This window comes from Corynebacterium sp. LK14, assembly GCF_008042215.1.
GTDB lineage: Bacteria > Actinomycetota > Actinomycetes > Mycobacteriales > Mycobacteriaceae > Corynebacterium > Corynebacterium striatum.
Genome location: NZ_NOVQ01000007.1, coordinates 61,283 through 85,945, shown reverse-complemented (window position 1 = coordinate 85,945; position 24,663 = coordinate 61,283). Strand labels below are relative to the sequence as shown.

Sequence of the window (24,663 nt, the reverse complement as noted above, 5' to 3'; positions counted from 1 at the left end):
CAGCACACAACCACCAAGCTGCGTGAAGAATTCAAAACATCCGCAGTCCCCGACGCGATAAAACGCAACCTCAGGGTCTGGTAATCCAGGGCCGGGTGCTTAGGGCGGGGCTTTTGGCAATGAGGCACCAAGCACTCGCCTTTAGCGGCTTTGGCGCCCCAACACAATCTAGTGCAACGCGTCCAACGCCTGCTCGAAGTCCGCGATGAGGTCCGCAACGTCCTCGATGCCAATGGAGATGCGCACCAGATCCTCCGGCGGAACCAGTTCGGAGCCCTCCGCCGAAATGTGGGTCATGTTCTGCGGATGCTCGATGAGGGATTCCACGCCGCCCAAGGACTCCGCCAAGGACACCAGCTGGGTGTTCAGGCACACCTGTTTTGCTTGCTCCGCATCGTGGAAGCGCACGGACATCATGCCTCCGAAGCCGCGCATCTGCTTCTTCGCCAGCTCGTGGCCTGGGTGCGAAGGAAGACCCGGATACAGGACCTGCTTGACCTCAGGGCGGGATTCCAGGAACTCGGCCACGGCCTGCGCATTCGAGCAGTGGCGGTCCATGCGCACGGACAAGGTCTTGATGCCACGGGCGGTGAGGTAGGCGTCGAATGGCGAGGACACTGCGCCAACATTGCCCTGGAAGTAGAGCAGGCGCTCGTCCATCTCCGCCGAATTGGTCACCACGGCACCGCCCAGCACGTCAGAGTGTCCGCCCAAGTACTTCGTGGTGGAGTGCAGGATGTGGTCTGCGCCGAGATCCAGCGGGTTCTGCAGGTAAGGAGTAGCGAAGGTGTTGTCCACAACGATCTGAGCGTTACCCTTGTGCTTGACCACCTCAGCAATGTCCGTGATGTTGGTAGCCGGGTTGGTTGGGGTCTCCAGCCAGATGAGCTTGGTGTTCTCACGCACCGCCGCAGCCACGGCAGAGGCATCGGTGGTATCCACGATGGATAGCTCGATGCCCCACTGACCATAGTCGTGGTGCAGCAAGCGGTACATTCCGCCGTATGCGTCATTGCCCAAGATGACATGGTCGCCCGGGCGCACGATGATGCGGATCAGCGTGTCCACCGCCGCCATGCCGGAGGAAAAACATCGCGCGTACTCAGCGTTTTCCAGGGACGCGAGCGTTAACTCAAGCGAACGCACGGTGGGGTTAGCCACGCGTCCATACTCAAAACCACCGCGCAACTGCGCCAAACCGTCCTGCTGGAACGTAGTCGACGCGTAAATCGGCACGTTAATACTGCCCATGTAGGGGTCTGGGTGGTAGCCAGCATGAATCGATCGGGAGGAAAAGCCTGGGGCGCGGTTCTCAGTCATGTCTAGAAACTCTAGACCAAGCTGTCCATTTCAAACAGTGATTGCAATGTTTTTATTCATCTCATCAATGGGCGTTCCCTTAAGCTTTGAGAATTTCCGTACCATGGTGTGGTTGTGCGTCACACGGAATCATGACTGGTTCCGGCGTACACTTTGAACTTTTCCCCGAGTAGAAAGCACCATGAGTTTTCCTACCACCACCGCAAGCACCGCGCTCCTTGCAGCTAGCCCTAATGCCGAGCAAGCAGTCGAAACCGTCACTGGGTTCTGGAAGAACGAAACCACACAATCGTGGCTCGTCGACAAACCAATTCGCATCGCGATCATCCTGCTCATCGCTTTGGTCGCCCACTGGCTTCTGCGCCGGCTCATCACCAAGCTCGCCGATAACAGCATCAAGAACGGGCGCCTAAAATCACAGGTTCGTCCACGCCGCAAGGTCGCTAAGCAGGACACCGCACTGGCGAAAACACACGAGGCACGCCGCGTTTCGCGCCTGCAGACCCTCGCGAGCGTGGGCCGTTCCGCCGCAGGCATCTTCGTCTGGGTGTGGGCAGTCCTCGCCATCTTGTCCGAGGTCGGCGTCAACGTCGCACCTCTCGTGGCTTCCGCCGGTGTGGTTGGTGTCGCTCTTGGTTTCGGTGCACAGTCGCTGGTCAAGGACTTCCTCTCCGGCATTTTCATGCTGCTGGAGGACCAGTACGGCATCGGCGACACCATCGACTTGGGCAATGGCGTCTTCGGCGACGTGGAGTCCATCTCCCTGCGCATCACCACGGTTCGCGACATAGACGGCGCCCTGTGGTACGTCCGCAATGGCGAGATCCTGCAGGTAGCCAACCACTCAGACCACTACTCGGTGGCCCGCGTGCAGGTTCCAGTCGCGCTTTCTAACGATCCCGACAAGGCATTTGAGGTCATCTCCAAGGCTGTCCAGGACGCTGCGCTTAACGACGCCGTCCGCGACGACCTCCTTGATCAGCCCGACGTCAACGGCATTTCCAGCCTCGAGGTCGATCACATGTCCTTCCGCGTGACCGTGAAGACGCTGCCGGGCAAGCAATGGGGCGTTCAGCGCAAGCTGCAGGCGAAGATTCTCAACGCAATGCACGCGCACAACATAGACACCCCATATCCTCAGGGAGTGAGCTTCTATGACATGGATGAGGCCGAATACCCATTCATCGAGAGCTCTCTTAATCCCGCAGATCCCGGAAACGAGTCTTAAACACTATGCAGCCCACGAGCGTGTATGAAGCAGTTGGCGGCATGGAGACCTTCGACAAATTGGTCGGCGGTTTCTATGCCCAGGTCCGCACCGACGACGTCATCGGCCCAATGTACCCCGACCAAGATTGGGAGGGCGCCGAGGAACGCCTGAAGTGGTTCCTCGTGCAATATTGGGGAGGCCCGCAGCTGTTTAGTGAGAACCGCGGGCACCCGCGCTTGCGCATGCGCCATTCGGAATACCCCATCAATCTTGAGGCGCATGACCGTTGGCTCGAACTCATGGCCAACTCGCTGGCCCAGATCGATGAGGAGACCATTCCGCCGGCGTACCGACACATGATCTGGGACCACATGGAGCGCGTAGCGCAGATGCTAATCAACCGCCAGGGCTAATCAGCAGCGCTAGTTTTTCTCCTATTCTTCCCAGGAGAAAGCAGCACGGATATACGGCAGGGTGACCGAGTTGAGAGCGCGTGCAGAGGTGTTAGCCACCACGCCCGGCATGTTGGCCACGCAGTAAAAAATGGTGTCGTGGACCTTGAAGGTCGGGTCGTCGTGCGAAGTCTTGTGGGAGTTCTCGAAGCAGCCGCCTTGTTCGATGGCGACGTCGACGAGCACTGCCCCTGGCTTCATCTTCTTTACGGTCTCCTCGCGCACCAGCTTCGGTGCAGCGGCACCGGGCACGAGGACGGCGCCAATGACAAGGTCAGCTTCGAGAAGCTCAGCCTCGAGCGTGGCCGGATCAGAAATGAGGGTACGGACGGTGCCCTGGTACTGGTCGTCGAAGCGTTGCAGAACGTGCGGATCCAGGTCGAGAACCATAACCTCAGCGCGCAGGCCGCGGGCGGTCTGCCGCCAGGTGGAGGTAGGTGAAAACAATGAGACCAGAGCGCCGGTTTCCACTAACACCTCGTGGCCATCCTTGACCAAGGTCTACACTGCAAGCGGAGTCAGAGCCACGCGACTTTCGTTATTCATGACCTCTTTAGGGACGGCGATACGCATTGCTTTCTCCTTAGAAAAGAAAAAGTTTATTGATGCGAATGCGATTTACATCCCCAGCTCGCGAAGGCGCCCCCACGCCACTAGCATCCTTAGAATGACGACTTCACAAGGCGGCTTTTCAGAGGTTAACCGATCCTTTGGTCCGCTTGGCTGGACAGCTTTTGGTGGACCGGCCGCGCACTTGGGTTACTTCCGTACCGAGTTTATCGAGCGCCGCCGTTGGCTCACCGACGCCACCTACGCAGATCTCGTCGCCATGTCCCAGTTCCTGCCCGGCCCGGCCAGCTCCAAGGTGGGCATGGCGGTGGGCTATCACCGCGCCGGCCTGCCGGGCATGGCCTTGTCATGGTTCCTCTTCACCATCCCCTCCGCACTCATATTGGCAGTGTTTGGCCTAGTGGTCGGCGGCGAAACCACTGCCTCGCCTGTAGGCGCAGGCTGGTTGGCTGGCCTGTTGGCAGCGGCAGCCGGCGTGGTCCTGCACGCCATCATCGGCATGTGTAAGAAGCTGCTCAAAACACCTGTGGCCTGGGCGCTGGCGGTGGTGAGCTCCCTCGTGCTGATCTTCGCGGGCTCCTCGTGGCAGCTCGCGGTCATCCTCATTGCGGGTTTCCTCGGGGCTACCATCTTGCGCGGGCAGTTGGGCGTCGGTGAGCAAGCGGGCGCTGAGCACGGGCTCCGTGCGGTGTCGGTCCGGCTGGCGTGGGGCTGCTTGGGCGCGTTCTTCCTCCTGCTCGGCGGGCTGGCCATAGCTGCACGTTTAAGCGATGCTTGGCTCATCACCCGTCTCAACGCGTTCTACCAATCAGGCGCTCTGGTCTTTGGCGGCGGACACGTAGTGCTGCCGCTGCTCGAGGATAAATTCGTGGGCGCAGGCTGGCTCACTCAACAGGAGTTCCTGGCCGGGTACTCAGTGGCGCAAGGCGTGCCGGGTCCGTTGTTCACGTTCGCGTCTTATCTTGGCGCGGTCGACGGCGGCGTGGGCGGCGCCGTGTTGGGCACGGTCATGATTTTCTTGCCTGGCGCTTTGCTAACACTTGCCGCACTGCACTTTTGGTCGCGGTGGCAACACTTAAGGTGGCTGCGCACCGCCTTCGCGGCGGTAAATGCCGCGGTCATCGGCCTGCTGGTCGCAGCGCTGTGGGACCCGATTATCACCCACGGCGTCACTGGCTGGGCTAGCGCCGGAATTGCGGTTGCGACCTACGTTGCTTTGCAATTCTTCAAGGCGCCGCCGTGGTCTGTAGCCGTGGGTGCGGCGCTGCTAGGGTGGGCGCTACTCTAGCGCCGTGGCCGACGAGGAATCGGTTAGAACAGGGAGAGCCGCGTCGAGCGATACACACTGCCAAAGGGGGCGTCGACGCGAACCCACCGGCCAAGGCCGGATACGCGTAGATGACGTGGAATATCCATCGGCGCAGCGAAGCCGGGAATAAGCCCCAGGTTGGTGCAGGCAAAAATCATGCGCATGGGGATTTCCACCTCTTGGTGCTCCGGACCATTGACGGTAACCACGGTCTGATTCAGCAGGCTCGCCGGTGGGCCGAGGGGGCCGGAGAACTGGCGGGCGAGCTGCTGGCCCTTATCGGAAAGCTCCCGCACTACCTCAACGGGCAGGGTGTCGAGCAAGACGAATCCGGTTGCTGGCGGCAGGGCACCCGGCCACGAAGGGTCCCGGGCGGGGCCGAGCTCAAGGGTGCCGGGTGCGGCGTCGCTAAGCAGCAAAGCCTCATGCAGAGCATTCGCAGAGACCACTGCCCCATCACGGGAGACTGTGCCCTCCACGCGGCGAGAGGCCACCACCTCAAATGGCGTAGTGACAAACACGTCGACGGTGTTCTCGTCGAGCTGGCGCAAGCGCACTAACGCCGCCACGTCCAGCCCCACTGCACGCGCGATGAGGGCCCGCAATCCAGGTCCACCACCTCTTAATTCGAGTGATTCGTTGACCATGGCTTGCGGGCCCTCCTTCGACGTACTGATGCGCGGCGAGCTCGAATTCAGCTCACACTATGCGTCCAGCTTAACCAAAGCATTCTCAAGAATGATCTTCTTCTCCTCCTCAGAGATAGCACGCGGCATCTGCGTTGCCTTGTCGATGACAACCTGGGTGCAAGTGATAACGCATGCGACGTTGCCGGTGCTGTCCTTGATCTCCTGGCGGGTGGTGAACGAGGTGTTACCCAGGCGCACCACGGTGGTCTCAACCGTGACCGTGCTGTTCTTGCCATCCCACTTGAGCGGACAAACGTAGTCGGCGTCGAGGTGACGCACGAACGCAATCATGTCCAGGCCGTTTTTGTAGAAGTGGTCCATGGCAAAAGCCAAACGGGCCTCCTGCGCCAGCTCGATGTAGTTGGCGTTCATCATGTGGCCGTACATGTCGAAGTCAGACCAACGGACACCAACGGTGTGCGCGTGCACGTTCTCAGAAGACATTCTTTAAAAATCTCTTTCCAATTGGGGTTGGGGTTTAGGGAAAAGCTAAAAGGGCGTCCGTTTTTCCGGACGCCCTTTGCGTTAAACGCTAGCGGGTCAGCTTGCGGTGGGTCACGCGGCTCGGGCGAGCGGCGTCCTCGCCGAGGCGCTCGATCTTGTTCTTCTCGTAGTCGCCGAAGTTGCCTTCGAACCAGAACCACTTGCCCTCTTCCACGTTGCCTTCCCAGGCAAGGATGTGGGTACAGGTGCGGTCCAGGAACCAGCGGTCGTGGGAAATGACCACGGCGCAGCCCGGGAACTTCTCAAGGGCGTTCTCAAGGGAGCCCAGGGTCTCGACGTCCAGGTCGTTGGTCGGCTCGTCGAGGAGAATCAGGTTTCCGCCCTCTTTCAGGGTCAGAGCCAGGTTCAGGCGGTTACGCTCACCACCGGAGAGAACCTTGGAAGGCTTCTGCTGGTCCGGGCCCTTGAAGCCGAACGCGGACAGGTAAGCACGCGATGGCATTTCGTTCTGGCCGACGTGGATGTAATCCAGTCCGTCAGAAACAACCTCCCAGACGGTTGCCTCAGGGTCGATGTTCTCACGGCCCTGGTCAACGTAGGAAAGCTTAACAGTCTCGCCAACCTCAACGGAGCCGGAGTCCGGCTGCTCCAGACCAACGATGGTCTTGAACAGGGTGGACTTACCCACACCGTTCGGGCCGATAACGCCGACGATGCCGTTGCGCGGCAGGGTGAAGGACAGGTCCTTGATAAGAGTTCGGCCGTCGAAGCCCTTGACCAAGTTCTTAACCTCCACGACCTTGTTGCCCAAGCGCGGCGGGGTTGGAATCTGGATCTCTTCGAAGTCGAGCTTCTTGTACTGCTCAGCCTCCGCAGCCATCTCCTCGTAGCGCTGGAGACGAGCCTTGTTCTTGGCTTGACGAGCCTTGGCGCCGGAGCGAACCCAAGCGAGTTCTTCCTTCAGGCGCTTCTGCAGCTTCTTATCCTTGGCGCCAGCAACTTCCAGACGCTCGGCCTTCTTCTCCAGGTAGGTGGAGTAGTTGCCCTCGTATGGGTAGAGCTTGCCGCGGTCAACCTCACAGATCCAGCCCGCAACGTGGTCGAGGAAGTAGCGGTCGTGGGTAACCGCCAGAACGGCGCCCTTGTAGTCAGCGAGATGCTTCTCCAGCCATTCCACGGACTCGGCGTCCAGGTGGTTGGTCGGCTCGTCAAGCAGCAGCAGGTCCGGCTCGGAGAGCAGGAGCTTGGCCAGGGCAACGCGACGGCGCTCACCACCGGAGAGGTTGTTCACCGGGGAGTCTGAAGGCGGGCAGCGCAGCGCTTCCATGGCCTGCTCGATCTTGGAATCGACCTCCCAAGCATCGGCAGCGTCGAGCTCCTCTTGGAGCTTGCCCATTTCTTCCATGAGCTCATCGGTGTAGTTGGTAGCCATCTCTTCTGCGATGGCCTCGAAGCGCTGCTTCTTCTCAAAGATCTCGCCCAAGCCCTCTTCGACGTTGCCGCGAACGGTCTTCTCGTCATTGAGTGGTGGCTCCTGTAGAAGGATGCCCACGGTTTTGCCCGGATCGATGAATGCTTCACCGTTGGATGGCTGGTCGATGCCGGCCATGATCTTCAGAATGGAGGACTTACCTGCACCATTCGGGCCAACGACACCAATCTTGGCACCTGGGTAGAAGGCCATCGTTACATTGTCGAGAATGAGCTTCTCGCCGACTGCCTTACGCACATTTTTCATCGTGTAGATGAATTCGCCCATGTTTCACCCTTTGCTTAACTTGGGAATGGTTTATAACACAACAAAGAGTACATCACATGGGAGGACAAAGCGCCCCGGGTTAGGGTTATCCTTCGCAGGTATTTTCCTCCCCTCACCCGAGGATCAATCCACCGCTTTTTATACGGATACCTCTTCTAGCTCTTGGGCTTCGCCTTCCTCGCTTGTTTCATTCTCAGCATCCACATGTAGAGCGTTCTGGCCACCGAGCCCGCGAGCTGCCTGCCGGCGGTCAGCGGCAGTGTCGTGCTCGTCATCGCGTTCGGCTTCGGACTCGGTGGTGGCGTCTGTTGGAGCAGCGTTTGACTGCGCCGTCCTATCCAGATCGATCTCCGGCATCTCATCGCCCGATGCCGGTGGCTCCAGGCCATCCGTGGTGTATACGTGTTCCAGCTTGCGAGAAGAAATGATGTAGCGGTTGAGGTCTAGCCCCACGTAGAAGGCCTTCACGAAGGTGCGGAACTTGTTTTGACCGTTCGGGCTGGTCCACGAGTCCGAACACACCGAACCAACGACAATAACCGGCATCCCACGGTGCAGGGACTTCTTCACGTTGATGGCAAACTGACCCCACATCTCAACATCGATGTAAATCAGATCAGTATCGCGCCACTCCCGCTCGCCGTTTACCGTGCTATCCGCGGGAACACGGCGCGAAGACGCCATACGCAGGCGTGTCTTGTACATGTCGGTATTAACTTTGACGAGCTCCGGCTCGTGGGTGAGATGACCAGTGATGGTGATAGGTAGCTGGGACATGTCCTTAAATTCCTTTTCTTTTAGAGTCTTAGGGTCTCAGATGACGGAAAGGGCCGCGCCCCTTCCTGCCTGCATCATCACTGCGAATGGACAAGGGCTACAAGAGGAAGTTTTGCAAGCTGTGGATAACTAGTTGGCAGCGTCAACAAAACGCAAATAACTCCCACCAGTTGGTGAGAGTTACTCACAGATTGCGCTGTTTCTCAGTGAAATTACTGCTGCCGGAAGCCGGTAGCGTCGCCCTCGCTCATGCGTCGCAGCATCTCGTTGTAGTCCTCCAAGTCCGCATCGCCATCAACCTCCGCCTTGGCATCGTGGCGACGCGCTATAGCGCGGTCGTCGCGCAGCCAGTCTAGGAAGAGTTTGCCAAAGACGATGACCAACGGGAACTGGCCAAAGCCCCATGCGATGCCGCCACCCACGCGCTGATCTTGCAATAGGTCGGGGTTCCACGGCAGGTTCAGCGACAGGTAGAACTCCTCGCCCAGCACGCTTTGCAGCTGCATGAGGTAGACGCCAGCGAAGAGGTGTAGCGGCATGGAGAAGAACAGTACTAGCAGGCGCAGGTTGGTCGGCGCACGGAACGGCAATGGGTCTGGGCCGATGACCTCCCAGTAATAGATGTAACCGGAGATGAGGAATGCCCAGTTCATAATGAGGTGACCGGCGTGTTCGGACACCGCCACCTGATAGAGATCGGGATACAGGTAGAGCACGTAGAGGAATATGAGGAACTGGATGAGGTTGACTGCCGGATGCGTCAGGAACTTCAGCACCTTGGACTTGGTCACGGCCACAGCCGCATCATGGATGGTCGGCTTGCCGGGAGCACCTGGCTCAAAAGCTTCCATTACCAACGTCAGCGGTGCACCAAGCACCAAGAACAGCGGGATGGCCATAGACAAGAACATGTGCCCCAGCATGTGCATCGAGTACAACGCCGGAATGTAGAGGCCAATACCCGAGCTCATGATGAAGGTCAGACCAAGCGCGCCCAGCATGAACCACGCGGTGCGCACTGGAGACCAGCTCAGACCACGGCGACGCAAGCGCAGCAGCGCGTAACCGTAAAGCGCCGCGAGCCCGAGACCGAGGGTGCCGAACATGAGGTCATAGCGGTACATGGTCCAAATGTTGGTGACGGTCGGGGCGTCGAGAAGCTCATAGCCCAACAGCACCTGCATGTTGTTCAGATTCGGATCCCGCGGCGGTGGCGGCGGGGTGCGCCCCATAGAAATCGCTACGCCTACCGTGGCAGCCATGACGAGTACCTCCACGAAGGCCACTCGCCTAAACAGCTCAGGGCGACGTTCCAGCTGCGGAATGGTGATTTGACGATGCGCCAGTCCAAAGACAGCAAGCAGGATGGTCAGTACCGTCTTGGTGACAATGAGCAGGCCGTAACGGGTGCTAAAGAGATCGCTGAACTCCACGCGGATAAGCGCGTTGATGATGCCGGATGCCGCCATGGCCACGATAGATACAAACGCGACCACCGAATAGCGACGAACCGCCGTAGCCATTCCCGGGCCCAAACGCCGGCTATGGGCGATGAGCCCCAGCAGGCCACCCACCCACAGAACCAAGAAGAACAGGTGGAAGAGCAAGGAGTTCGTTCCATAGTCATGGTCGCCACCAGCAGCCGAGTGTCCCTCCATGCCCAGTGGCACCACTTGCAGGAGCGAAACCATGAAAGCGATGGGCTGCATTGACCATTTTCTGGAGGCTAGGCCTAAGACACCAACGACTACTGAAATAGCTGCGGTGACGAGCCAAGCCTGGGAGGTAGCAATGCTTTCCAGCGCCATGCTCATCAATTGCGGGTTGAGCACCTGGGCAAAAGGAGTACCAGTGAGGTCTGACATCACCAAAGGCACTTCAAGAAGAGCCACGATGGCAATGCCGAATGCCGCAAAGGCACCCGTTCGGGCCGCAATATGCCCATCCACGGTGAGGCGAGATTCAATGAGACGCTCATTGTCTTTGTCGGGGATCTGCGGCGAGATAAGGAAGGCAGAGACCATGAACGATCCCACAGATAACGCCATAAGCAGCCAGGCGACGGCGCGGAAGAACGGCAGTCCGAAGGTGGTCAGGCGGCCTGGGTCAGGGATACCGAGCGCAGCAAGCGAATCCGCGAGGAAGAACAAGGAGATGAAGCCACCCACGAATCCCGCAAAGAATATTGCACTGGCGTACAACCATTTTGCATTTTTCGCACCGCCGCTGGCGGCAGCAGCGCTAGCGGGCTTAACGGCGGCGCCTTGCGGGCTTTCTTTCCCAGCCCCTGCTGCATGCAGCTGTGAACTGGCAGTACCGTCCTGTTTTTTCATAGGCGCAGTGTACCGCCGAAACCATTGCCTTACCTAAAACGAATAATTCTCTAAATTTTGGCATAATCACGAGCTATGGATTCGCGCCAGCTTCTCTATTTCCGAGCCGTTGTTGATCACGGTTCATTTACTCATGCGGCTGAAGCATTAGACATGACTCAGCCATCTCTCAGCCTCTCCATCCGAAAGCTCGAAAAAGAACTCAACGTCCAACTTCTCACCCGCGGTCGCGCTGGCGTGAAGACTACGGAAGCAGGAGTTTATCTCTACAGCATCGCCTCCAAAGTTGAAACGCTGCTTAGCGACGCTACCCAGCGCATATCCGAAATCGCCGAAGGCACCGCCGGCAGTGTTTCTATTTCCTCGGCGCCTGAGTTCAACTGGTTGTTCATGCCGGAGGTCCTGCACCGAATGTTTGAGAGCGCCCCTGACGTCAATATTTTCCTCGATGACCCAGAGCCCACCATCACCCTAAACCGCGTGTTGGAAGGCTCCATCGACCTAGGCCTCATGCCCTCAACTGATCCGCAGGCTTTTGCGCAGCGTTATCGCGACGAGCTCATTGTCCACGAAGCCACCGAGATGGAATTCCGCGTGGCAGTTCCAGAACGCCTCAGCCACCTGCCGGATCCGGTTTCTTTGGCAGACCTTTCCAAAGAAACGTGGATCTTGCCGCCCCGCCACCCTGAGTTCATTGGCATGCCTGAACTGCTCGACCAGGTCTTCCTAAAGACCCCTGGCGCAGTTCCTAGCCGAATCCAGGAAATTTCCACGCTGCAAACCGGCCTCCCGCTGGTATCTGGCGGAATCGGCATATGCCTGTTGCCGAGTTCAGCGCAAGCGCTAAACCATCGCGGTATTCACTATCGCCGCATTGCGGAGGGTATCCCTCCGATGCAGGCCTTGCTGATTTTCCGCCGCGACCGCGATCTCTCCCCTGCGGCAAAGCAACTGGTGGACCTGATCCTCGACGTCGGCGGCGAAAGCGAAGAATCCCTCCTCGACAGTGCCAACCTGCTCTAAGCATTAGGCCTACTAGGCCTCGCCGCTTTCGCCGGTGAAAGCAGCTGACGAGAGGCGCCGCCCCCACTTCCAGCCTGCCCAGCACTCTGGTCTAATATGTGGGATATGCCTCCATAGCTCAGCGGATTAGAGCAGTGGGTTTCTACCCCATGTGTCGCGGGTTCGAGTCCTGCTGGGGGCACGCAGGTCAAGGCCACCTTTTGCCGGAATTCACGGCAGAAGGTGGCCTTTTCTTTGTATCTTTCCTATCTGCACGGCTCGGGGCGCAAGCCTAGGATGGAATCCATGGATATCACCCTGGCTACCTTCGTCACGGCCCCCGAAGCCGCCCTCATCGGCATGCGCTTCGACAACGCGTGGGCTCCTTCCCCCAGCTATGCGCAGTCCCGCAACAGCGTCTTGACGGGCCAGTATCCGCAGCGCGAAGCTAAGACCCGCATCACGGATATCTTCCGCGAAGCAGGCTACAGCATAAGCGAGGACATCGACTCCCCACCAGGTACCGAGGACGCCCCGGTATTCCGCCTGCTGGAAGAACCTGCGGCCCCGGCGCGGCTGCGCGACGTCGCCAAGCATGGCGTGGTCGCCGTGTGTTCCTTAAGCGGCGGGCCTTCCCCCATGTCCTTGGCTTGGCCGGGCGTGACGGACACCGCCGCCCCTTCCTGCAAGGAGCTGGTCTCCCCCATGGATTTGGCGCCCACGCTCGCGGCAATTGCGGGCCTTGATGTACGTCCGAACGCACAGCTTTCCTTCGACGGCCTCAACCTAGTCCCGGTGGTGCGTTATGGCGCGTCGGGGCATGCGGCGTTGTTCTTCGACAACGGTGTGCGCATGCAGGACGCCGTGCTTATCGACGACGTGGCAAGCCCCGCACGCCATGCAGCCAGGCTACGCGATGAGTGGGAGACCTGGCATCGGTTCATGCGCTTTGGGCCGCTGCAATAAGGCCCGCTGCGGCAGATTAGCGAGCGAGTTTGCGCTTATCGCTAATTACGAAACCGGCATGATCACCCATAACAGGATGTAGAGCAAAATCCCGGAGAATCCGAGGAGCGTTGCGATAACGAAGAGCGCGCGAACCAAGGTTGGGTCGAGGTTGTAGGCCTGGGCAATTCCGCCACACACGCCTCCGATGTAGGTGTCAGTGGTCGAACGGGTCAAACGGTTGTTGTTCATTTCTGTCATCTCCTTTCACTTTCAATTCAACCTAATGTCACGCCATGTTGCATCAGGGAGAGCCCTGATAAACACCCTGATTTCTGGCTTTTCGTCTACGCTAGACGACGTTGTTAACACGGCGAAAGGAATTTTCACCTCATGACTAAGCACGCAGGGCTGCCCGGCCCCACCCGCACTTCTTATGCTTTGCTCACTGGTGCCAGCCAGGGCATCGGCGAGGCGATGGCGCGCGACCTTGCTTCACGCGGCTACAACGTCATCCTGGTGGCGCGCCGCCAGGAAGTCCTCGACCGCATCGCTGCGGAACTTAAGGCCCAGCATGAGGTGGATGCCATTGCTCTGGCCGCCGACTTAGCAAAGGAAGCCGACGTCGACCGCGTCATCGAGTTCATGGCAGACAAGGAGATTTCCATCATCGTGAACTCTGCTGGCATCGCCAGCTTTGGCAAGTTCATGGATCAGGATTGGGACTATGAGACCAAGCAGTTCGATCTCAATGGCAAGGCCGTGCACCGCCTGACCCGCGCCGCTTTGGACCAGATGCTGCCGCGCCGCTCGGGCGCTATATGCAATGTGGGTTCTGCAGCGGGCAATGTCTCGATTCCGAACAACGCTACTTACGTGTTCACCAAGGCCGGAGTAAATGCCTTCACTGAGGCGCTGCACTATGAGCTGAAGGGCACGGGCGTGAGCTGCACCCTGCTGGCTCCAGGCCCAGTCCGCGATGCGGTCATTCCGGAAGAAGAGCAGTCCATCGTGGATAAGGTGGTGCCGGACTTCCTGTGGACCACCTACAAGTCCTGCTCCGCGGAAACCCTCGCGGCCATGGCGCGCAACCAGCGCCGCGTGGTGCCGGGCCCGCTGTCCAAGGCGATGAACGCTCTGGGCCAAATCGTCCCTACCCCGATTGCCGCACCGCTCATCGGCAGCTTCTACTCAAAGATGGCCTAAGGCACTCCCGCCCTTTCGGCGAGCCTGCTTTTGGTGTGCCTTACTCGGCTACAGAGGAAGAGCGAGCGTTCTTGCGCTCTACCCAGAAGTCGGCGTTCTTGATGCCCAGAGCTTCAGGGTCGAAGTCCGGATCCTTGCCAGCCTTCTTCTGCGCGCTGTAGTCCTTGAGGCACTTGAGTGCCGGGACCTGGAGGAAGAGGATGGCGATGATGTTGAGCCATGCGGTGGCGCCCACTCCGATGTCGCCTAGTGCCCACGCGGAGCCCGGGGTGGTGGTAGCACCAATGATGACGGAGATGATGATGAGGACGCGCAGGACCCACACCAGCGCGCGGCGTGCGCCAGCATTCTTGATCCAGCGGTTGAAGTAGGTGAGGTTGGTCTCTGCCATGTAGTAGTAAGCCAGGACGGTGGTGAAGGCGAAGAACGCGATAGCAATTGCCACGAAAGAAGCGCCGACACCACTGAATACTGAGTCCATACCGGATTGAACGAAGCCTGGGCCGACCGCAATGCCGTCAGGCAGGGAGCCGGCGTAGCGAACGGCGCCATCCTCGGACTCGCCTTCGAAGACCTTGTACATGTCAGTGGAGATGATGATGAAGGCGGTGGCCGAGCAGACGAAGAGGGTATCGACGTAGACGGCGAATGATTGAACGAGGCCCTGCTTTGCCGGGTGGGATACCTCGGCAGCAGCTGCCGACTGCGGGCCGGTGCCCTGGCCTGCCTCGTTGGAGTAGATACCGCGCTTTACGCCCCACATGATTGCAGAGCCCAGCATGCCCGCGAATCCTGCTTCCATGTCAAATGCAGACTTGAAGATGAGGCCAAATACGTGTGGAATGTCGCCGAAGTTCATGAACAGGATGGTCAGCGCGATGATGATATAAGCGGCTGCCATGAATGGAACGATGAGCGAGGTGAAGTTAGCGATACGCTTGACGCCACCGATGATGATGAAGGCCAAGACGCCAGCCAAGATGACTGCGGACCAGGTGACGTTGACGCCCCAGGCGTTCTCCACTGCAGCGGCCACACCGTTGGCCTGGATGCCTGGGAGGAAGTAGCTGGTAGCCAGAATCATGGAGACAGCGAAGATAACGCCGTAGACCAGCATGAACGGGCCCACAGAGGTGTGGCGGTAAGCCTTTTCGATGTAGTACGCCGGGCCACCGCGGTACTCGCCAGTGTCCTGGTCCTTTTCCTTGTAGACCTGTGCGAGAGTACATTCCACGAACGAAGTAGCGGACCCCAACAGCGCCACCGCCCACATCCAGAAGACAGCACCTGGGCCACCGAAGGCGATCGCCGTGGCAACACCGGCAATGTTGCCGACGCCGACGCGACCGGCGAGGGAAATCATTAGGGACTGGAAAGAAGAAACCCCGGAGTCTGACTTCTCGCCGTTCTTCAGCTGCGCAATCATGTCGGGAATACAGCGAATCTGCAACCCCTTGGTCACGATCGTGAAATAGACACCGGCGCCCAAGCACAGGAACACGAGTGCTGGGGACCAAATGAGGGAGTTGAGAGCATCCAAGAACCCGGCCATATGAGGGAACCTACTTTCCAAAATTGTGATCTCTAGCATAAAGGGTGACATAAAGAATCATGCACTACTTCAATCGAAATTTGTGAGGGCAATCACGGAAATGTTTTTGAAAGAATCTAATTCTTCGCATTACCTGTTGGTTGACCAAAATTTAATGTACAGCTCAAGAACCGTCAATACCGCTAACAGAAACCTTTTAGAAAATCTGAACTATCTGCGTTAAAACACACCCTTTTCCTACCCCCGCCACACCTTCCACGCCGGTGGATTGAGTCAGACGGTGGGAAGGGAGGCGTCGACAAGCACGGCTCTAGGAGGACTAAGGTTAAACCCATGACTGACATCGCCCCGAAGAATGACCGACTCGTCTGGATTGACTTGGAGATGACCGGGCTCGACCCGAAGCGCCACGTCATCGTGGAGGTGGCCGCCATCATCACTGATGGCAACCTCAACGTCATTGGTGAGGGAATCGACCTAGTGGTCCATGCCACGGAAGCGGAGCTCGCTGAGATGGATGACTTTGTCACCAACATGCACGCCAACTCCGGCCTGGATAAGGAAATCCGCGAATCCACCACCACCCTGCGAGAAGCCGAAGATGCCGTCCTGGCGCTCATCGCTGAGCACTGCGACCCTGAGCATCCCGCTCCCCTGGCAGGCAACTCCATCGCCACCGACCGCACCTTCATCCGTGCCTACATGCCACGCTTGGATGAAGCGCTGCACTACCGCATGATTGACGTTTCCACCATCAAGGAGCTCAGTCGCCGCTGGTTCCCGCGCGCCTACTACAACCAGCCTGACAAGGGCATGGCGCACCGCGCGCTCCAGGACATCATTGAATCCATCCGCGAGTTGGACTACTACCGCCGCAGTGTGTTCCGCACCGACGAAGGTCCCTCTTCCGAGGAAGCAGCGAAACTCAAGGAGTCAACTACCGCCGACTACCAGGCGTTTTTGTAAATCTCGCGGCGTGAGTTAATCTTATCCGTGCTGCTTTTAAGGCAGCGATGGTGGCTGTAGTTCAGCTGGTAGAGCACCAGGTTGTGATCCTGGGTGTCGCGGGTTCGAGCCCCGTCAGCCACCCCGAATGAGACCCTAGCCTGCACTTTCGCAGACTAGGGTCTTTCTTGATATGACAGGCTACGATAGCCGTGAGCGACTTGCGTAATGCCCGCGCGGTGGCAGGTCTTTCTCCTTCAAAAGGTGGCGTACATTGTTCAGGCTCTTTACTCACACCCCCAACCCACTGCCCCGTTATGACAACGGCGCTGAGCGGGCTGCTGAGCAAATCATCGCGGCCTACTCCACTAGTTTTTCGCTGGCCTCTCAAATGCTGAGCCCACAAACCCGCACGGACATCCGCAATCTTTATGCCGTGGTCCGTATTGCGGATGAGATTGTCGACGGTGCCGCCGCCGCAGCTGGACTAAGCCCGCAGGAGGTCCAAGAGACCCTCGACGCATACGAGCAAGCAGTCTTGCAGGCACCGCATCGCCGCTTTCATACCGACCCGATTCTGCATTCCTATGGATTGAGCGCACGCCGTTGTGGATTCAAAGACGAGCACATCCAGGCCTTCTTCGCGTCGATGCGGCGCGACCTACACCAGAGTGTTTACTCTACGGCGGCCGAGCTGAATCAGTATGTCTATGGCTCAGCTGAGGTCATCGGCTTGCTGTGCCTGGACGCGTTTCTGGTGGGCCAGCCGGTTTCCAGCGCGCAACGCCGGGAGCTCGAGGCCGGCGCCCGCCGCTTGGGCGCGGCCTTCCAAAAGGTCAACTTCCTGCGGGATTTGGGCGCGGACACCGGCCAGCTTGGCCGCTCCTACTTTCCCCAGGCCGGCTCGGCAGGCTTGTCCGCGGAGTCAAAGGATGAACTCATCACCGACATCCGCGCCGACTTAGCCGCCGCCCGCGCGGTGATGGATCAGCTGCCGCTCACGGCACGGACGGGGGTCATCGCCGCCACGGATCTCTTCGAAGCTTTGACCAACGATATTGCTGCACTGCCCGCTCGCGCCTTGCCCACTAAGCGCGTCAGCGTCAGCATCCCGCGCAAGCTGGCCCTTCTGCTGCGGGCAACCGTGAAGTCCCTAAGGAGGACGCGTTGATGAAAACCTTTAGGCGTGGCGCTGTGGCTAAACAGCCAGAGTCCGTCATCGTGATTGGTGCTGGCGTTGCAGGGCTTGCAACTGCGGCTTTGCTCGCTCGCGACGGCAAGCAGGTTACGGTGGTGGACAAACTCGAAGAGGTCGGTGGGCGCGCAGGCTCGCTGTCTGCAGAGGGCTTCCGCTGGGATACCGGCCCGTCGTGGTACCTGATGCCGGAGGCCTTCGATCACTTCTTTGAGCTGTGCGGTACCTCGACTGCGGAGGAGCTTTCGCTGGTTGACCTCACGCCCGCCTACCGCGTCTATGACGACTCGGGCCAGTTCATCAACGTCGAGACCGGCGTGGATAAGGTGGCCACGCTCTTCGAGTCCATCGAGCCCGGCGCAGGCCAGCGCGTAAGGGACTATCTGGACCAGGCCACGGACGTCTACAACGTGGCCCTTGAGCGCTTCCTGTACACCACATTTAGTGATCCCCGCGAGCTCCTCGCGCCAACTGTTCGCTCCCGTTTAGGAACTTTGGCTCAGCTGCTCACCCGCACCTTGGATAAGCACGTGGTGGCTTCTTTCCGGGATTACCGCCTACGCCAGGTGCTCAGCTACCCGGCGGTCTTTCTTTCTAGCGAGCCTTCCGCAGCACCGGCAATATATTCGCTAATGAGCCACACTGACCTGGTGGAAGGCGTGCGCTATCCGCTCGGCGGCTTCAGTGCGGTGGTCGAGGCTATAGCGCGGCAGGCCCGCAATGCTGGCGTTACCTTCTTGCTGGGAACGGAGGTCACGGGAATCCTCACCGACGATTCGGCCCGCGCAACAGGGGTCCGGATCATGACTTCCGCAGGCTCCCAAGAGCTGCTTGCCGACGCCGTCGTCTCCGCCGCCGATCTACACCACACCGAAACCTCGCTGCTGCCTGCGCATCTGCGTTCCTACTCAGCGAAGTACTTTGCGGGGCGCGATGCTGGTTTGGGCACGGTCTTGGTACTGCTGGGCGTAAAGGGTGAGCTGCCGCAGTTGGCTCACCACACGCTGCTGTTCAGTAAGGACTGGGAGCCTGATTTCCGTGCGGTCTACCACGGCCCAGAGCCCACGCGTGTGCTGGATGCTTCGCATTCCATCTATATTTCTAAGACCTCCGCCACCGATCCGGCGGTGGCGCCGGTCGGCCACGAGAACCTATTCGTGCTGGTTCCGGTCCCCGCGAACACCGCGTTGGGCCACGGCGATGCCTACGGCGCTCACCCGTCTGCTCGCGTGGAAGCCATTGCCGATGCCGCCATCGCACAAATCGGCCGCTGGGCTGGCATCGACGACTTCGCCTCTCGTATCGTCGTGCGCCACACCCTCGGGCCGGCCGACTTTGCGGAGCGCTACCACGCCTGGCGCGGCGGCTCGATTGGCCCAGCGCACACTCTGGCGCAGTCGGCCTTTTTCCGCGGCAAAAATGTCTCCTCCAAAGTCGAAAGCCTCTACTATGCCGGCGCCACGACCGTTCCTGGCGTTGGCGTGCCTATGTGTCTTATCTCCGCAGAGAACATTCTCAAGCGAATGCACGGCGACACCACGGCTGCGCCGCTTATGCCTCTGCATTAGGCCTCCTTTTCGGCGGTGTGTGCATTCGAGTGAACAAGTCCAGCCCGGCGAGCAGCTCCTCTGAGTGCGCTCTGCCCTCGCGGTCGGGAATATCGCCGGTGACTAAGAACTCCTCGACGCCGAGTTTCTCTGCGATGTCGGCAAGCTTGGCTTCCACCGCAGCGGGAGTACCGTAGACCGTATTGGCAAGCGTCTGTTCGAGGCGTTCGCGTTGTTGGCCGGTTAATCCTTTCAAATCGGGATCTGGGTCGAGTGCGCCAAACACGCCGGCGCTTTGGGAAAGCACCTGGGCATAGGCCTCGGGAAGGAGAAGGCGCCGGGCATAGGCTTCGTCTTCGGCCACCGCAATGTTGAGTGAGGAAATGACCACCGGCGAGGTGCCTTGGAAGTTCTCCCGATAAACCCGTGCAGCCTCAACCTGCGTCTCGACTGGGCCGCCAAGGATGACGCCCAAGCCCAGCTTGGCCGCAGAAAGCGCAGAGCGAAAACCGGCCAAGACAAAAAGCGGCGGCCCAGCATGGGGCCGGAGGGTGATGGGGGCGTCGCCAAGCAAAAAATTGCGTACTTGGGCAAGGTCGGAATCGAAGCGTTGCTTGGCCTCCACGGTCTGCCGCAACGCCTCGCGTACTGGTTTAGTAAAACCCACCGAAGAGCCCAAGCCGATAATGATGCGCCCTGGATACAGCGACTCCAACATCGCGGCCTGCTCCGCGATGATCAATGGCGGGTGATTCGGCACCATAATGCCCGCCGTGCCAACCTGAATCCGCGCGGTCCAAAACAGAAAAGCGCATGGCCACCACTGTAACCATGCGCCCCGTTTCGAAGTGAAACTTATTCTAAGCGTTTGCGTTTGTATTGCCCTTGGACCACGTCTCCCAGTCCATGTTCCAGTCGCCGAGGCCATCAAACGCACTGAGTTGCTCGCCGCCGGTGTTGAACACGCGCACGATGTCGCCACGCTTAACCACCGACTGGAACCACTGCGCAGCCTCTGGAGAGACGTTGATGCAACCGTGGGACTGGTTGTAGACGCCCTGGGCACCAATGGACCATGGAGCCGAGTGGACGTAAATTCCGGAGTAAGACATCTGGGTCGCGTAGTTAACGTTCGTGCGGTAACCACCTGCATCCAGTGCTAGACCATATGTAGTGGAATCCATGACGAGGGACTCGTACTCATCACCAATGATGTAGCGGCCGTTCGGCGTATCCCACATACCGTCAGTGCCCAAGGAAACTGGGATAGAACGCAGCAACTGACCGTTCTTGAAGACCTGCATGGTTTTAGTGGCGTTATCGACTAAGGAAATTACGCGGTCCCCAATAGTGAAATTCGTGGAAGAGTCCTCGCCACCGTAAATACCGCCACCGAGATTCTTGCCGTAGAGATCAACGTTAACCTCTACCTTGGTACCAGGCTCCCAGTACTCCTTCGGACGCCAGCGAACTTCCTGGTTATTGATCCAGTAGAAAGCGCCCTCAACCTCAGGGGTGGTCTTGACGGTGATAGCTTCCTCGGCGGCCTTGCGGTCAGTGACATAGTTGCCAAAGCGAACACCAATAACCTGTCCAACGCCTACTTCGGCGCCGGGGATCGGCGACAAAGCGACCTCAGAAACACCCGCTGCCTGTGGGGTGGCGAAAGTTACGGTCTTCTTGTTTCCGTCAACGTCTTCTGCCTGGATTGTGTAGGTGTGATTGTATCCAAGGACCTCATCGGTGGACCAGGTCTTAGAGTCGGCGGACAGCTTTTCTGCGACTTCGACGCCAAGCTCGTTCGTCATAGTAACCGTCTTCATTTTGCCTTCGGTCTTTACCGTAATGGTTTCGGAAGGATCGACGTCGGTCGCACCGTCCTTAACGGAGACTTCAAGGCCTTTCTTCTTAGCGGCGGCAGAGCTTTCTGCAGCAGCATCATTTCCAGCGGCGGCAGCTGCGGACTGCTCGGAGCTCTTATCTTGAACTGTGGAATCAATGGTGCAAGCTGCGGCAACAGTCGCAGTCAAAGCAACGGCGGTGACTGCGATAACACGACGGGCAAGAGGTAGGGGATTAATCACGGGAGCCCTTTTATAAAGCACAGAGGAGTCGGTTAAAAAAATTTCTCAATCAGCCTATAACGAGCTTCTTTAAAACTCCACACGGCACTTCACGTGTTAACCAATTGTTATCTGCTCGCCGCCCCTCCCATGCGCGAGCAAAGCAAACAACGCTAAAATGACGGCGAAAACCATGAGTGACCTGCCGATTTTACAGTTTTCCAACAAGGGTGTTAAAGTTACTTCTCGTTGCACGGCAGGCAAACAAGCCAGTCAGACAGCACATGCGCCATTAGCTCAATTGGCAGAGCAACTGACTCTTAATCAGTGGGTTCGGGGTTCAAGTCCCTGATGGCGCACAATAGAAAGTCTCGTAGCTTCATTCCCAAGAGTGAGGTTGCGAGTCTTTTAGTTTTGCGAGGGAGCCCCCAGGATCTGCATAACTGACAACGAAGGGGGCGCCGGCGTAGCTTTCCGACGCCCCGTTGGCAACTACGCAGGTTCTAAATCTGCTCGCCCGAGATTTGGTAGTCCTCCGGGTCGCCCACAGGCACCTCGGTGCCGTCGGACATCTTCAGATCCTCCAACTCTTGTTCAGGGTCGACCAGCTCGATGTCGAAGCCCGACTCGCGAATTCGGCGCAGCCCCTCCTTGAGCATCCTACGACCCATCTTGTTCGTCGCGGTCACGTTGGACAACTCCAAGACCACCTTGTCCGCGCTCAAGTCATAGCGCTCCAACTCGTGCAGGACCGTCTCAGCCGCGTTGAAGTTGAGAACACCCTGGAGATAGATAACCGTGGCGTCGCCATCGTCGATAATGTGGCGAATCGGCTGGACACCGTAGCGCTCCTCCGTTGACATCAGGTGCAAGCCCATGTCCTTAGACAAGAGCTTGAAAGCTGCCACGCCGCGGACAGAATTACCTTCTTCATTCAGGCGCGGCGAGAAGGTAGCAACACCCAGCTGTCCCGGCAGCGTTCCGAGCAAGCCGCCGGCCACACCGGACTTCGCCGGAATACCTACCTCGGCCATCCAGCGGCCGGCGCCGTCATACATTCCGGCCGAGCTCATCAGCGCCAGAGTCAGTCGGCAGACATCGGCGTCCAGAATCTTGTCATTCGTTACTGGCTGGCAGCCACCATTAGCCAAGGTCGCCGACATCACCGCCAGGTCCTTCACCGTCACCCGAATAGCGCACTGCTTGGTATAAGTAAGCACGGCGTCGTGCGCTTCGTCCTTAATAATGTCGTAGTTGCGCAGCATGTGCGCCAAAGCGAGATTGCGATCCGCGTGGTCTAGCTCCGAGCCGAACACGCTCTCATCGATCTCCAGCTCGCGTCCCGCCAGGCGCGACATATAGGTAAGGATGCGCTCCACGCGTTCCTCAACCCCGGAGTCTACGCCATTGATGAGCTGGGTAACCGCAATTGCACCAGCATTGATCATTGGGTTGACCGGACGGTGGTCATCGCGGTTGAGGGAGAGCTCGTTGAACGCTTCGCCGGAAGGCTCCATTCCGACGATTTCACGCACTGCGTCCAACCCCAGTTCCTGCAGCGCCAAGGCGTAGACAAAAGGCTTGGACAAAGACTGCATGGTGAACTCGACGTCCGCGTCACCCGCCGAATACACGTGGCCCGTGGTGGTGCACAGCGCGGCGCCCAGGTACTCCGGTTCCGCAGCCGCGAGCTCTGGGATGTAGTCAGCTACCTTTCCACCGTCCTTATCACGGACACTGTCGAGGATTTCCTGCAAATAAAATGGGATTGGTGTTTTCATCTCCGCCCAGCTTACGGATGACTATGATTGCCCGCATGAGCAGAACTCTTGTCATTGTGGACGTGCAAAACGACTTTTGTCCTGGCGGCTCCCTCGCGACGGATCGTGGAAGCGAGGTAGCGCGCGACGTCGCCAAGCTGGTGCGCACCCAGGATTATGACTTCATTGTTGCTACGCAGGACTGGCACATCGACCCCAAAGGGCACTTCTCTGAAGACCCGGACTTCGTGGACACGTGGCCGGTGCACTGCGTCGCTGACACGGAGGGCGCGGCCATGCACGCCGCGCTTGCCGACGCCCCCATCGACACCTTCTTCCACAAAGGTGCCTACACCGCAGCTTATTCTGGGTTTGAGGCCGAGTGCGTCGACGACGGTGCAACCCTGGCGGAGTGGCTGCGCGAGCGTGAGGTAAGCGAGCTCGACATCGTTGGCATCGCCACCGATCACTGTGTGCGCGCCACCGCGATCGACGCGTTACGGGAAGGCTTCACCGTCAACGTCTTGGAGAGCTACTGCTCTCCAGTCAGTGAAGAGCGCGCAAAAAAGACCTTTGCCGAACTGCGCGAGGCAGGGGCAAAGGTCGTCTAAGGCGGGGGCAAAAATGCCGCGTCGAATTAGCGACGCTCAGCGAGCAGGCGCTGCAGCTCCTTGATGTCGTTCTTGCGACGGTTGGAGCGGAAGACTGCTAGCGCTACGAGGCCGACTACAGCTGCGCCAACGCCGGCGAGTGCCATCTGAACGTTGCGATCCTGCAGCTTCTCGGTTGCGGCGCCCTTTGCGTCATCGACCAAGTTCTTTGGCTTGCTGCGGTCAGCGAGCTCGTCGAGGGTGCTAGCCAGCTGGCGGCGGGTGCGCTCGATGTCGCGCTGAATGTCATTAATATCGCGTGCCACGTTGTAACTCCTGAATTCGTAATTTCGCTTTATAGGCCTTTTGGCTCAGCTTCCACCGAGTCAGTCAAAGGACCAGTCTACAGGCATCGACGCAATGCGTGCACGCGGGGATACCGGCACCTGCGCCTAGGATGGCCCAGACCATCACGAGGGCACGGTATGGTTAAAGACATGACTGAAGCAAAGCGTTTGGAAATCGGAGACGTTGCCCCCTCTTTCACCTTGAGCGACGATCAGGGCAATTCTGTAAGCCTCAGCGACTTCGCTGGAAAGCGCGTGCTCGTGTATTTCTACCCGCGCGCCAACACGCCAGGCTGCACCAAAGAGGCGTGTGACTTCCGTGATTCCCTTGAGCAGCTCAATGGTCTCGACATCGCGGTCGTAGGCATCTCCCCTGATAAGCCAGAGGCCCTGGCTAAGTTCCGCGCCGATCACGAGCTGAACTTCCCACTTCTGTCTGACCCTGAGAAGGAAACGCTCGCGGCATACGGCGCGTTCGGCGAGAAGAAGAACTACGGCAAGGTGGTACAAGGCGTTATTCGCTCAACTTTCCTCGTTGAGCCAGATGGCACCATCGGCCAGGCCATGTACAACGTGAAGGCTACAGGTCACGTCGCCCGTGTGATGAAGGGGCTGTCTTAAACTTCGGCACGTACACAATCACCTAAA

Annotated in this window: 24 protein-coding genes and 3 tRNA genes; 14 read left to right on the top strand and 13 right to left on the bottom strand. The window is 58.8% G+C overall.

Annotated features, from left to right (window positions below; all coding sequences use genetic code 11):
• Positions 1-168 precede the first annotated feature (168 nt).
• Positions 169-1,320: a cystathionine gamma-synthase gene (locus CHU71_RS03195; protein WP_147760158.1), complete on the bottom strand. Its 1,152-nt coding sequence runs from the start codon at positions 1,318-1,320 to the stop codon at positions 169-171.
• 181 nt (positions 1,321-1,501) lie between these two features.
• Here CHU71_RS03195 and CHU71_RS03190 point away from each other — a divergent pair, with 181 nt between their 5' ends.
• Both CHU71_RS03190 and CHU71_RS03185 read left to right on the top strand, forming a co-directional pair.
• Positions 1,502-2,548: a mechanosensitive ion channel family protein gene (locus CHU71_RS03190; RefSeq protein ID WP_147760157.1), complete on the top strand. Its 1,047-nt coding sequence runs from the start codon at positions 1,502-1,504 to the stop codon at positions 2,546-2,548.
• Between the two features lie 5 nt (positions 2,549-2,553).
• Positions 2,554-2,943: a globin gene (locus CHU71_RS03185; protein WP_147760156.1), complete on the top strand. Its 390-nt coding sequence runs from the start codon at positions 2,554-2,556 to the stop codon at positions 2,941-2,943.
• Positions 2,944-2,964: 21 nt separating this feature from the next.
• Here CHU71_RS03185 and CHU71_RS03180 read toward each other — a convergent pair whose 3' ends face one another.
• Positions 2,965-3,459: a hypothetical protein gene (locus CHU71_RS03180; protein WP_370450480.1), complete on the bottom strand. Its 495-nt coding sequence runs from the start codon at positions 3,457-3,459 to the stop codon at positions 2,965-2,967.
• Between the two features lie 190 nt (positions 3,460-3,649).
• On the opposite strand from CHU71_RS03180, the gene chrA reads away from it, so the two are divergent.
• Positions 3,650-4,840 (top strand): chromate efflux transporter, encoded by a 1,191-nt coding sequence (gene chrA / locus CHU71_RS03175; protein WP_147760155.1) that lies wholly within the window; start codon positions 3,650-3,652, stop codon positions 4,838-4,840.
• A gap of 23 nt (positions 4,841-4,863) precedes the next feature.
• On the opposite strand, the gene CHU71_RS03170 is transcribed toward chrA, so the two are convergent.
• From CHU71_RS03170 to CHU71_RS03150, 5 genes are all read right to left on the bottom strand, one after another.
• Positions 4,864-5,508 (bottom strand): hypothetical protein, encoded by a 645-nt coding sequence (locus tag CHU71_RS03170; protein ID WP_147760154.1) that lies wholly within the window; start codon positions 5,506-5,508, stop codon positions 4,864-4,866.
• 57 nt (positions 5,509-5,565) lie between these two features.
• Positions 5,566-5,994, bottom strand: coding sequence for a thioesterase family protein (locus CHU71_RS03165; protein ID WP_100622403.1), 429 nt, complete (start codon positions 5,992-5,994; stop codon positions 5,566-5,568).
• Positions 5,995-6,082: 88 nt separating this feature from the next.
• Positions 6,083-7,753, bottom strand: a complete 1,671-nt coding sequence (gene ettA, locus CHU71_RS03160) for an energy-dependent translational throttle protein EttA (protein WP_100622402.1) — start codon at positions 7,751-7,753, stop codon at positions 6,083-6,085.
• 138 nt (positions 7,754-7,891) lie between these two features.
• On the bottom strand, positions 7,892-8,530 hold the full coding sequence (locus tag CHU71_RS03155; RefSeq protein WP_100622401.1) for a single-stranded DNA-binding protein: 639 nt from the start codon (positions 8,528-8,530) through the stop codon (positions 7,892-7,894).
• 212 nt (positions 8,531-8,742) lie between these two features.
• Complete coding sequence (locus CHU71_RS03150; protein ID WP_100622400.1) at positions 8,743-10,863, bottom strand: cytochrome c oxidase assembly protein; 2,121 nt, start codon at positions 10,861-10,863, stop codon at positions 8,743-8,745.
• 75 nt (positions 10,864-10,938) lie between these two features.
• Here CHU71_RS03150 and CHU71_RS03145 point away from each other — a divergent pair, with 75 nt between their 5' ends.
• The 3 genes from CHU71_RS03145 to CHU71_RS03135 all read left to right on the top strand — a co-directional run bounded on the left by CHU71_RS03145 (position 10,939) and on the right by CHU71_RS03135 (position 12,831).
• Positions 10,939-11,886 (top strand): LysR family transcriptional regulator, encoded by a 948-nt coding sequence (locus CHU71_RS03145; RefSeq protein WP_110092258.1) that lies wholly within the window; start codon positions 10,939-10,941, stop codon positions 11,884-11,886.
• Positions 11,887-11,993: 107 nt separating this feature from the next.
• A tRNA-Arg gene (locus tag CHU71_RS03140) sits at positions 11,994-12,067 on the top strand.
• Positions 12,068-12,171: 104 nt separating this feature from the next.
• A complete protein-coding gene (locus CHU71_RS03135) occupies positions 12,172-12,831 on the top strand; it encodes a hypothetical protein (RefSeq protein ID WP_147760153.1) in 660 nt (219 codons plus the stop codon).
• A 45-nt stretch (positions 12,832-12,876) separates the two neighbouring features.
• Here the strand turns inward: CHU71_RS03135 and CHU71_RS03130 are convergent, their stop codons facing one another.
• On the bottom strand, positions 12,877-13,062 hold the full coding sequence (locus CHU71_RS03130) for a PspC domain-containing protein (RefSeq protein WP_049063387.1): 186 nt from the start codon (positions 13,060-13,062) through the stop codon (positions 12,877-12,879).
• Between the two features lie 141 nt (positions 13,063-13,203).
• Here CHU71_RS03130 and cmrA point away from each other — a divergent pair, with 141 nt between their 5' ends.
• A complete protein-coding gene (cmrA, locus tag CHU71_RS03125; RefSeq protein ID WP_049063385.1) occupies positions 13,204-14,016 on the top strand; it encodes a mycolate reductase in 813 nt (270 codons plus the stop codon).
• Between the two features lie 40 nt (positions 14,017-14,056).
• Here the strand turns inward: cmrA and CHU71_RS03120 are convergent, their stop codons facing one another.
• Positions 14,057-15,568, bottom strand: a complete 1,512-nt coding sequence (locus tag CHU71_RS03120; RefSeq protein ID WP_049063383.1) for a sodium:alanine symporter family protein — start codon at positions 15,566-15,568, stop codon at positions 14,057-14,059.
• A gap of 333 nt (positions 15,569-15,901) precedes the next feature.
• On the opposite strand from CHU71_RS03120, the gene orn reads away from it, so the two are divergent.
• The 4 genes from orn (at position 15,902) to crtI (ending at position 19,276) form a co-directional block, all read left to right on the top strand.
• The gene (gene orn, locus CHU71_RS03115; RefSeq protein WP_147760152.1) at positions 15,902-16,534 is read left to right on the top strand and encodes an oligoribonuclease; all 633 of its coding nucleotides are present in this window, start codon (positions 15,902-15,904) and stop codon (positions 16,532-16,534) included.
• 50 nt (positions 16,535-16,584) lie between these two features.
• Positions 16,585-16,657 (top strand) — tRNA-His (locus CHU71_RS03110).
• 130 nt (positions 16,658-16,787) lie between these two features.
• The gene (locus CHU71_RS03105) at positions 16,788-17,684 is read left to right on the top strand and encodes a phytoene/squalene synthase family protein (protein WP_147760151.1); all 897 of its coding nucleotides are present in this window, start codon (positions 16,788-16,790) and stop codon (positions 17,682-17,684) included.
• Positions 17,684-19,276 carry a phytoene desaturase family protein gene (gene crtI, locus CHU71_RS03100; protein WP_147760150.1) on the top strand — a complete coding sequence of 531 codons (1,593 nt, stop codon included), beginning with the start codon at positions 17,684-17,686 and terminating at the stop codon, positions 19,274-19,276. Before CHU71_RS03105 ends, crtI begins: the two co-directional genes overlap by 1 nt.
• Here crtI and CHU71_RS03095 read toward each other — a convergent pair.
• Complete coding sequence (locus CHU71_RS03095; protein WP_147760149.1) at positions 19,260-20,183, bottom strand: LLM class flavin-dependent oxidoreductase; 924 nt, start codon at positions 20,181-20,183, stop codon at positions 19,260-19,262. The two genes, crtI and CHU71_RS03095, sit on opposite strands and share 17 nt — an antisense overlap.
• Positions 20,116-21,339 (bottom strand): Ig-like domain-containing protein, encoded by a 1,224-nt coding sequence (locus tag CHU71_RS03090; protein WP_147760148.1) that lies wholly within the window; start codon positions 21,337-21,339, stop codon positions 20,116-20,118. The genes CHU71_RS03095 and CHU71_RS03090 overlap by 68 nt, the downstream gene beginning before the upstream one ends.
• Before the next feature lie 265 nt (positions 21,340-21,604).
• On the opposite strand from CHU71_RS03090, the gene CHU71_RS03085 reads away from it, so the two are divergent.
• Positions 21,605-21,677: transfer RNA gene (locus CHU71_RS03085), tRNA-Lys, on the top strand.
• Positions 21,678-21,821: 144 nt separating this feature from the next.
• Here the strand turns inward: CHU71_RS03085 and CHU71_RS03080 are convergent.
• A complete protein-coding gene (locus CHU71_RS03080; RefSeq protein ID WP_147760147.1) occupies positions 21,822-23,099 on the bottom strand; it encodes a glutaminase in 1,278 nt (425 codons plus the stop codon).
• A gap of 35 nt (positions 23,100-23,134) precedes the next feature.
• On the opposite strand from CHU71_RS03080, the gene CHU71_RS03075 reads away from it, so the two are divergent.
• A complete protein-coding gene (locus CHU71_RS03075; RefSeq protein WP_049063405.1) occupies positions 23,135-23,689 on the top strand; it encodes an isochorismatase family protein in 555 nt (184 codons plus the stop codon).
• A gap of 26 nt (positions 23,690-23,715) precedes the next feature.
• On the opposite strand, the gene CHU71_RS03070 is transcribed toward CHU71_RS03075, so the two are convergent.
• Positions 23,716-23,994, bottom strand: coding sequence for a DUF3618 domain-containing protein (locus tag CHU71_RS03070; protein ID WP_005531048.1), 279 nt, complete (start codon positions 23,992-23,994; stop codon positions 23,716-23,718).
• Between the two features lie 171 nt (positions 23,995-24,165).
• Between CHU71_RS03070 and bcp the strand changes: the two genes are divergently transcribed.
• A complete protein-coding gene (bcp, locus tag CHU71_RS03065) occupies positions 24,166-24,636 on the top strand; it encodes a thioredoxin-dependent thiol peroxidase (protein ID WP_034657419.1) in 471 nt (156 codons plus the stop codon).
• Positions 24,637-24,663 lie beyond the last annotated feature (27 nt).

Bases quoted from the DNA above. Each gene is read 5' to 3' on its own strand.
- CHU71_RS03195 (WP_147760158.1), bottom strand. From the start codon at position 1,320: ATGACTGAGAACCGCGCCCCAGGCTTTTCCTCCCGATCGATTCATGCT.
- CHU71_RS03190 (WP_147760157.1), top strand. From the start codon at position 1,502: ATGAGTTTTCCTACCACCACCGCAAGCACCGCGCTCCTTGCAGCTAGC.
- CHU71_RS03185 (WP_147760156.1), top strand. From the start codon at position 2,554: ATGCAGCCCACGAGCGTGTATGAAGCAGTTGGCGGCATGGAGACCTTC.
- chrA (WP_147760155.1), top strand. From the start codon at position 3,650: ATGACGACTTCACAAGGCGGCTTTTCAGAGGTTAACCGATCCTTTGGT.
- CHU71_RS03170 (WP_147760154.1), bottom strand. From the start codon at position 5,508: ATGGTCAACGAATCACTCGAATTAAGAGGTGGTGGACCTGGATTGCGG.
- CHU71_RS03165 (WP_100622403.1), bottom strand. From the start codon at position 5,994: ATGTCTTCTGAGAACGTGCACGCGCACACCGTTGGTGTCCGTTGGTCT.
- ettA (WP_100622402.1), bottom strand. From the start codon at position 7,753: ATGGGCGAATTCATCTACACGATGAAAAATGTGCGTAAGGCAGTCGGC.
- CHU71_RS03155 (WP_100622401.1), bottom strand. From the start codon at position 8,530: ATGTCCCAGCTACCTATCACCATCACTGGTCATCTCACCCACGAGCCG.
- CHU71_RS03150 (WP_100622400.1), bottom strand. From the start codon at position 10,863: ATGAAAAAACAGGACGGTACTGCCAGTTCACAGCTGCATGCAGCAGGG.
- CHU71_RS03145 (WP_110092258.1), top strand. From the start codon at position 10,939: ATGGATTCGCGCCAGCTTCTCTATTTCCGAGCCGTTGTTGATCACGGT.
- CHU71_RS03135 (WP_147760153.1), top strand. From the start codon at position 12,172: ATGGATATCACCCTGGCTACCTTCGTCACGGCCCCCGAAGCCGCCCTC.
- CHU71_RS03130 (WP_049063387.1), bottom strand. From the start codon at position 13,062: ATGAACAACAACCGTTTGACCCGTTCGACCACTGACACCTACATCGGA.
- cmrA (WP_049063385.1), top strand. From the start codon at position 13,204: ATGACTAAGCACGCAGGGCTGCCCGGCCCCACCCGCACTTCTTATGCT.
- CHU71_RS03120 (WP_049063383.1), bottom strand. From the start codon at position 15,568: ATGGCCGGGTTCTTGGATGCTCTCAACTCCCTCATTTGGTCCCCAGCA.
- orn (WP_147760152.1), top strand. From the start codon at position 15,902: ATGACTGACATCGCCCCGAAGAATGACCGACTCGTCTGGATTGACTTG.
- crtI (WP_147760150.1), top strand. From the start codon at position 17,684: ATGAAAACCTTTAGGCGTGGCGCTGTGGCTAAACAGCCAGAGTCCGTC.
- CHU71_RS03095 (WP_147760149.1), bottom strand. From the start codon at position 20,183: ATGGCCTCGGCGACTGGAACATGGACTGGGAGACGTGGTCCAAGGGCA.
- CHU71_RS03080 (WP_147760147.1), bottom strand. From the start codon at position 23,099: ATGAAAACACCAATCCCATTTTATTTGCAGGAAATCCTCGACAGTGTC.
- CHU71_RS03075 (WP_049063405.1), top strand. From the start codon at position 23,135: ATGAGCAGAACTCTTGTCATTGTGGACGTGCAAAACGACTTTTGTCCT.
- bcp (WP_034657419.1), top strand. From the start codon at position 24,166: ATGACTGAAGCAAAGCGTTTGGAAATCGGAGACGTTGCCCCCTCTTTC.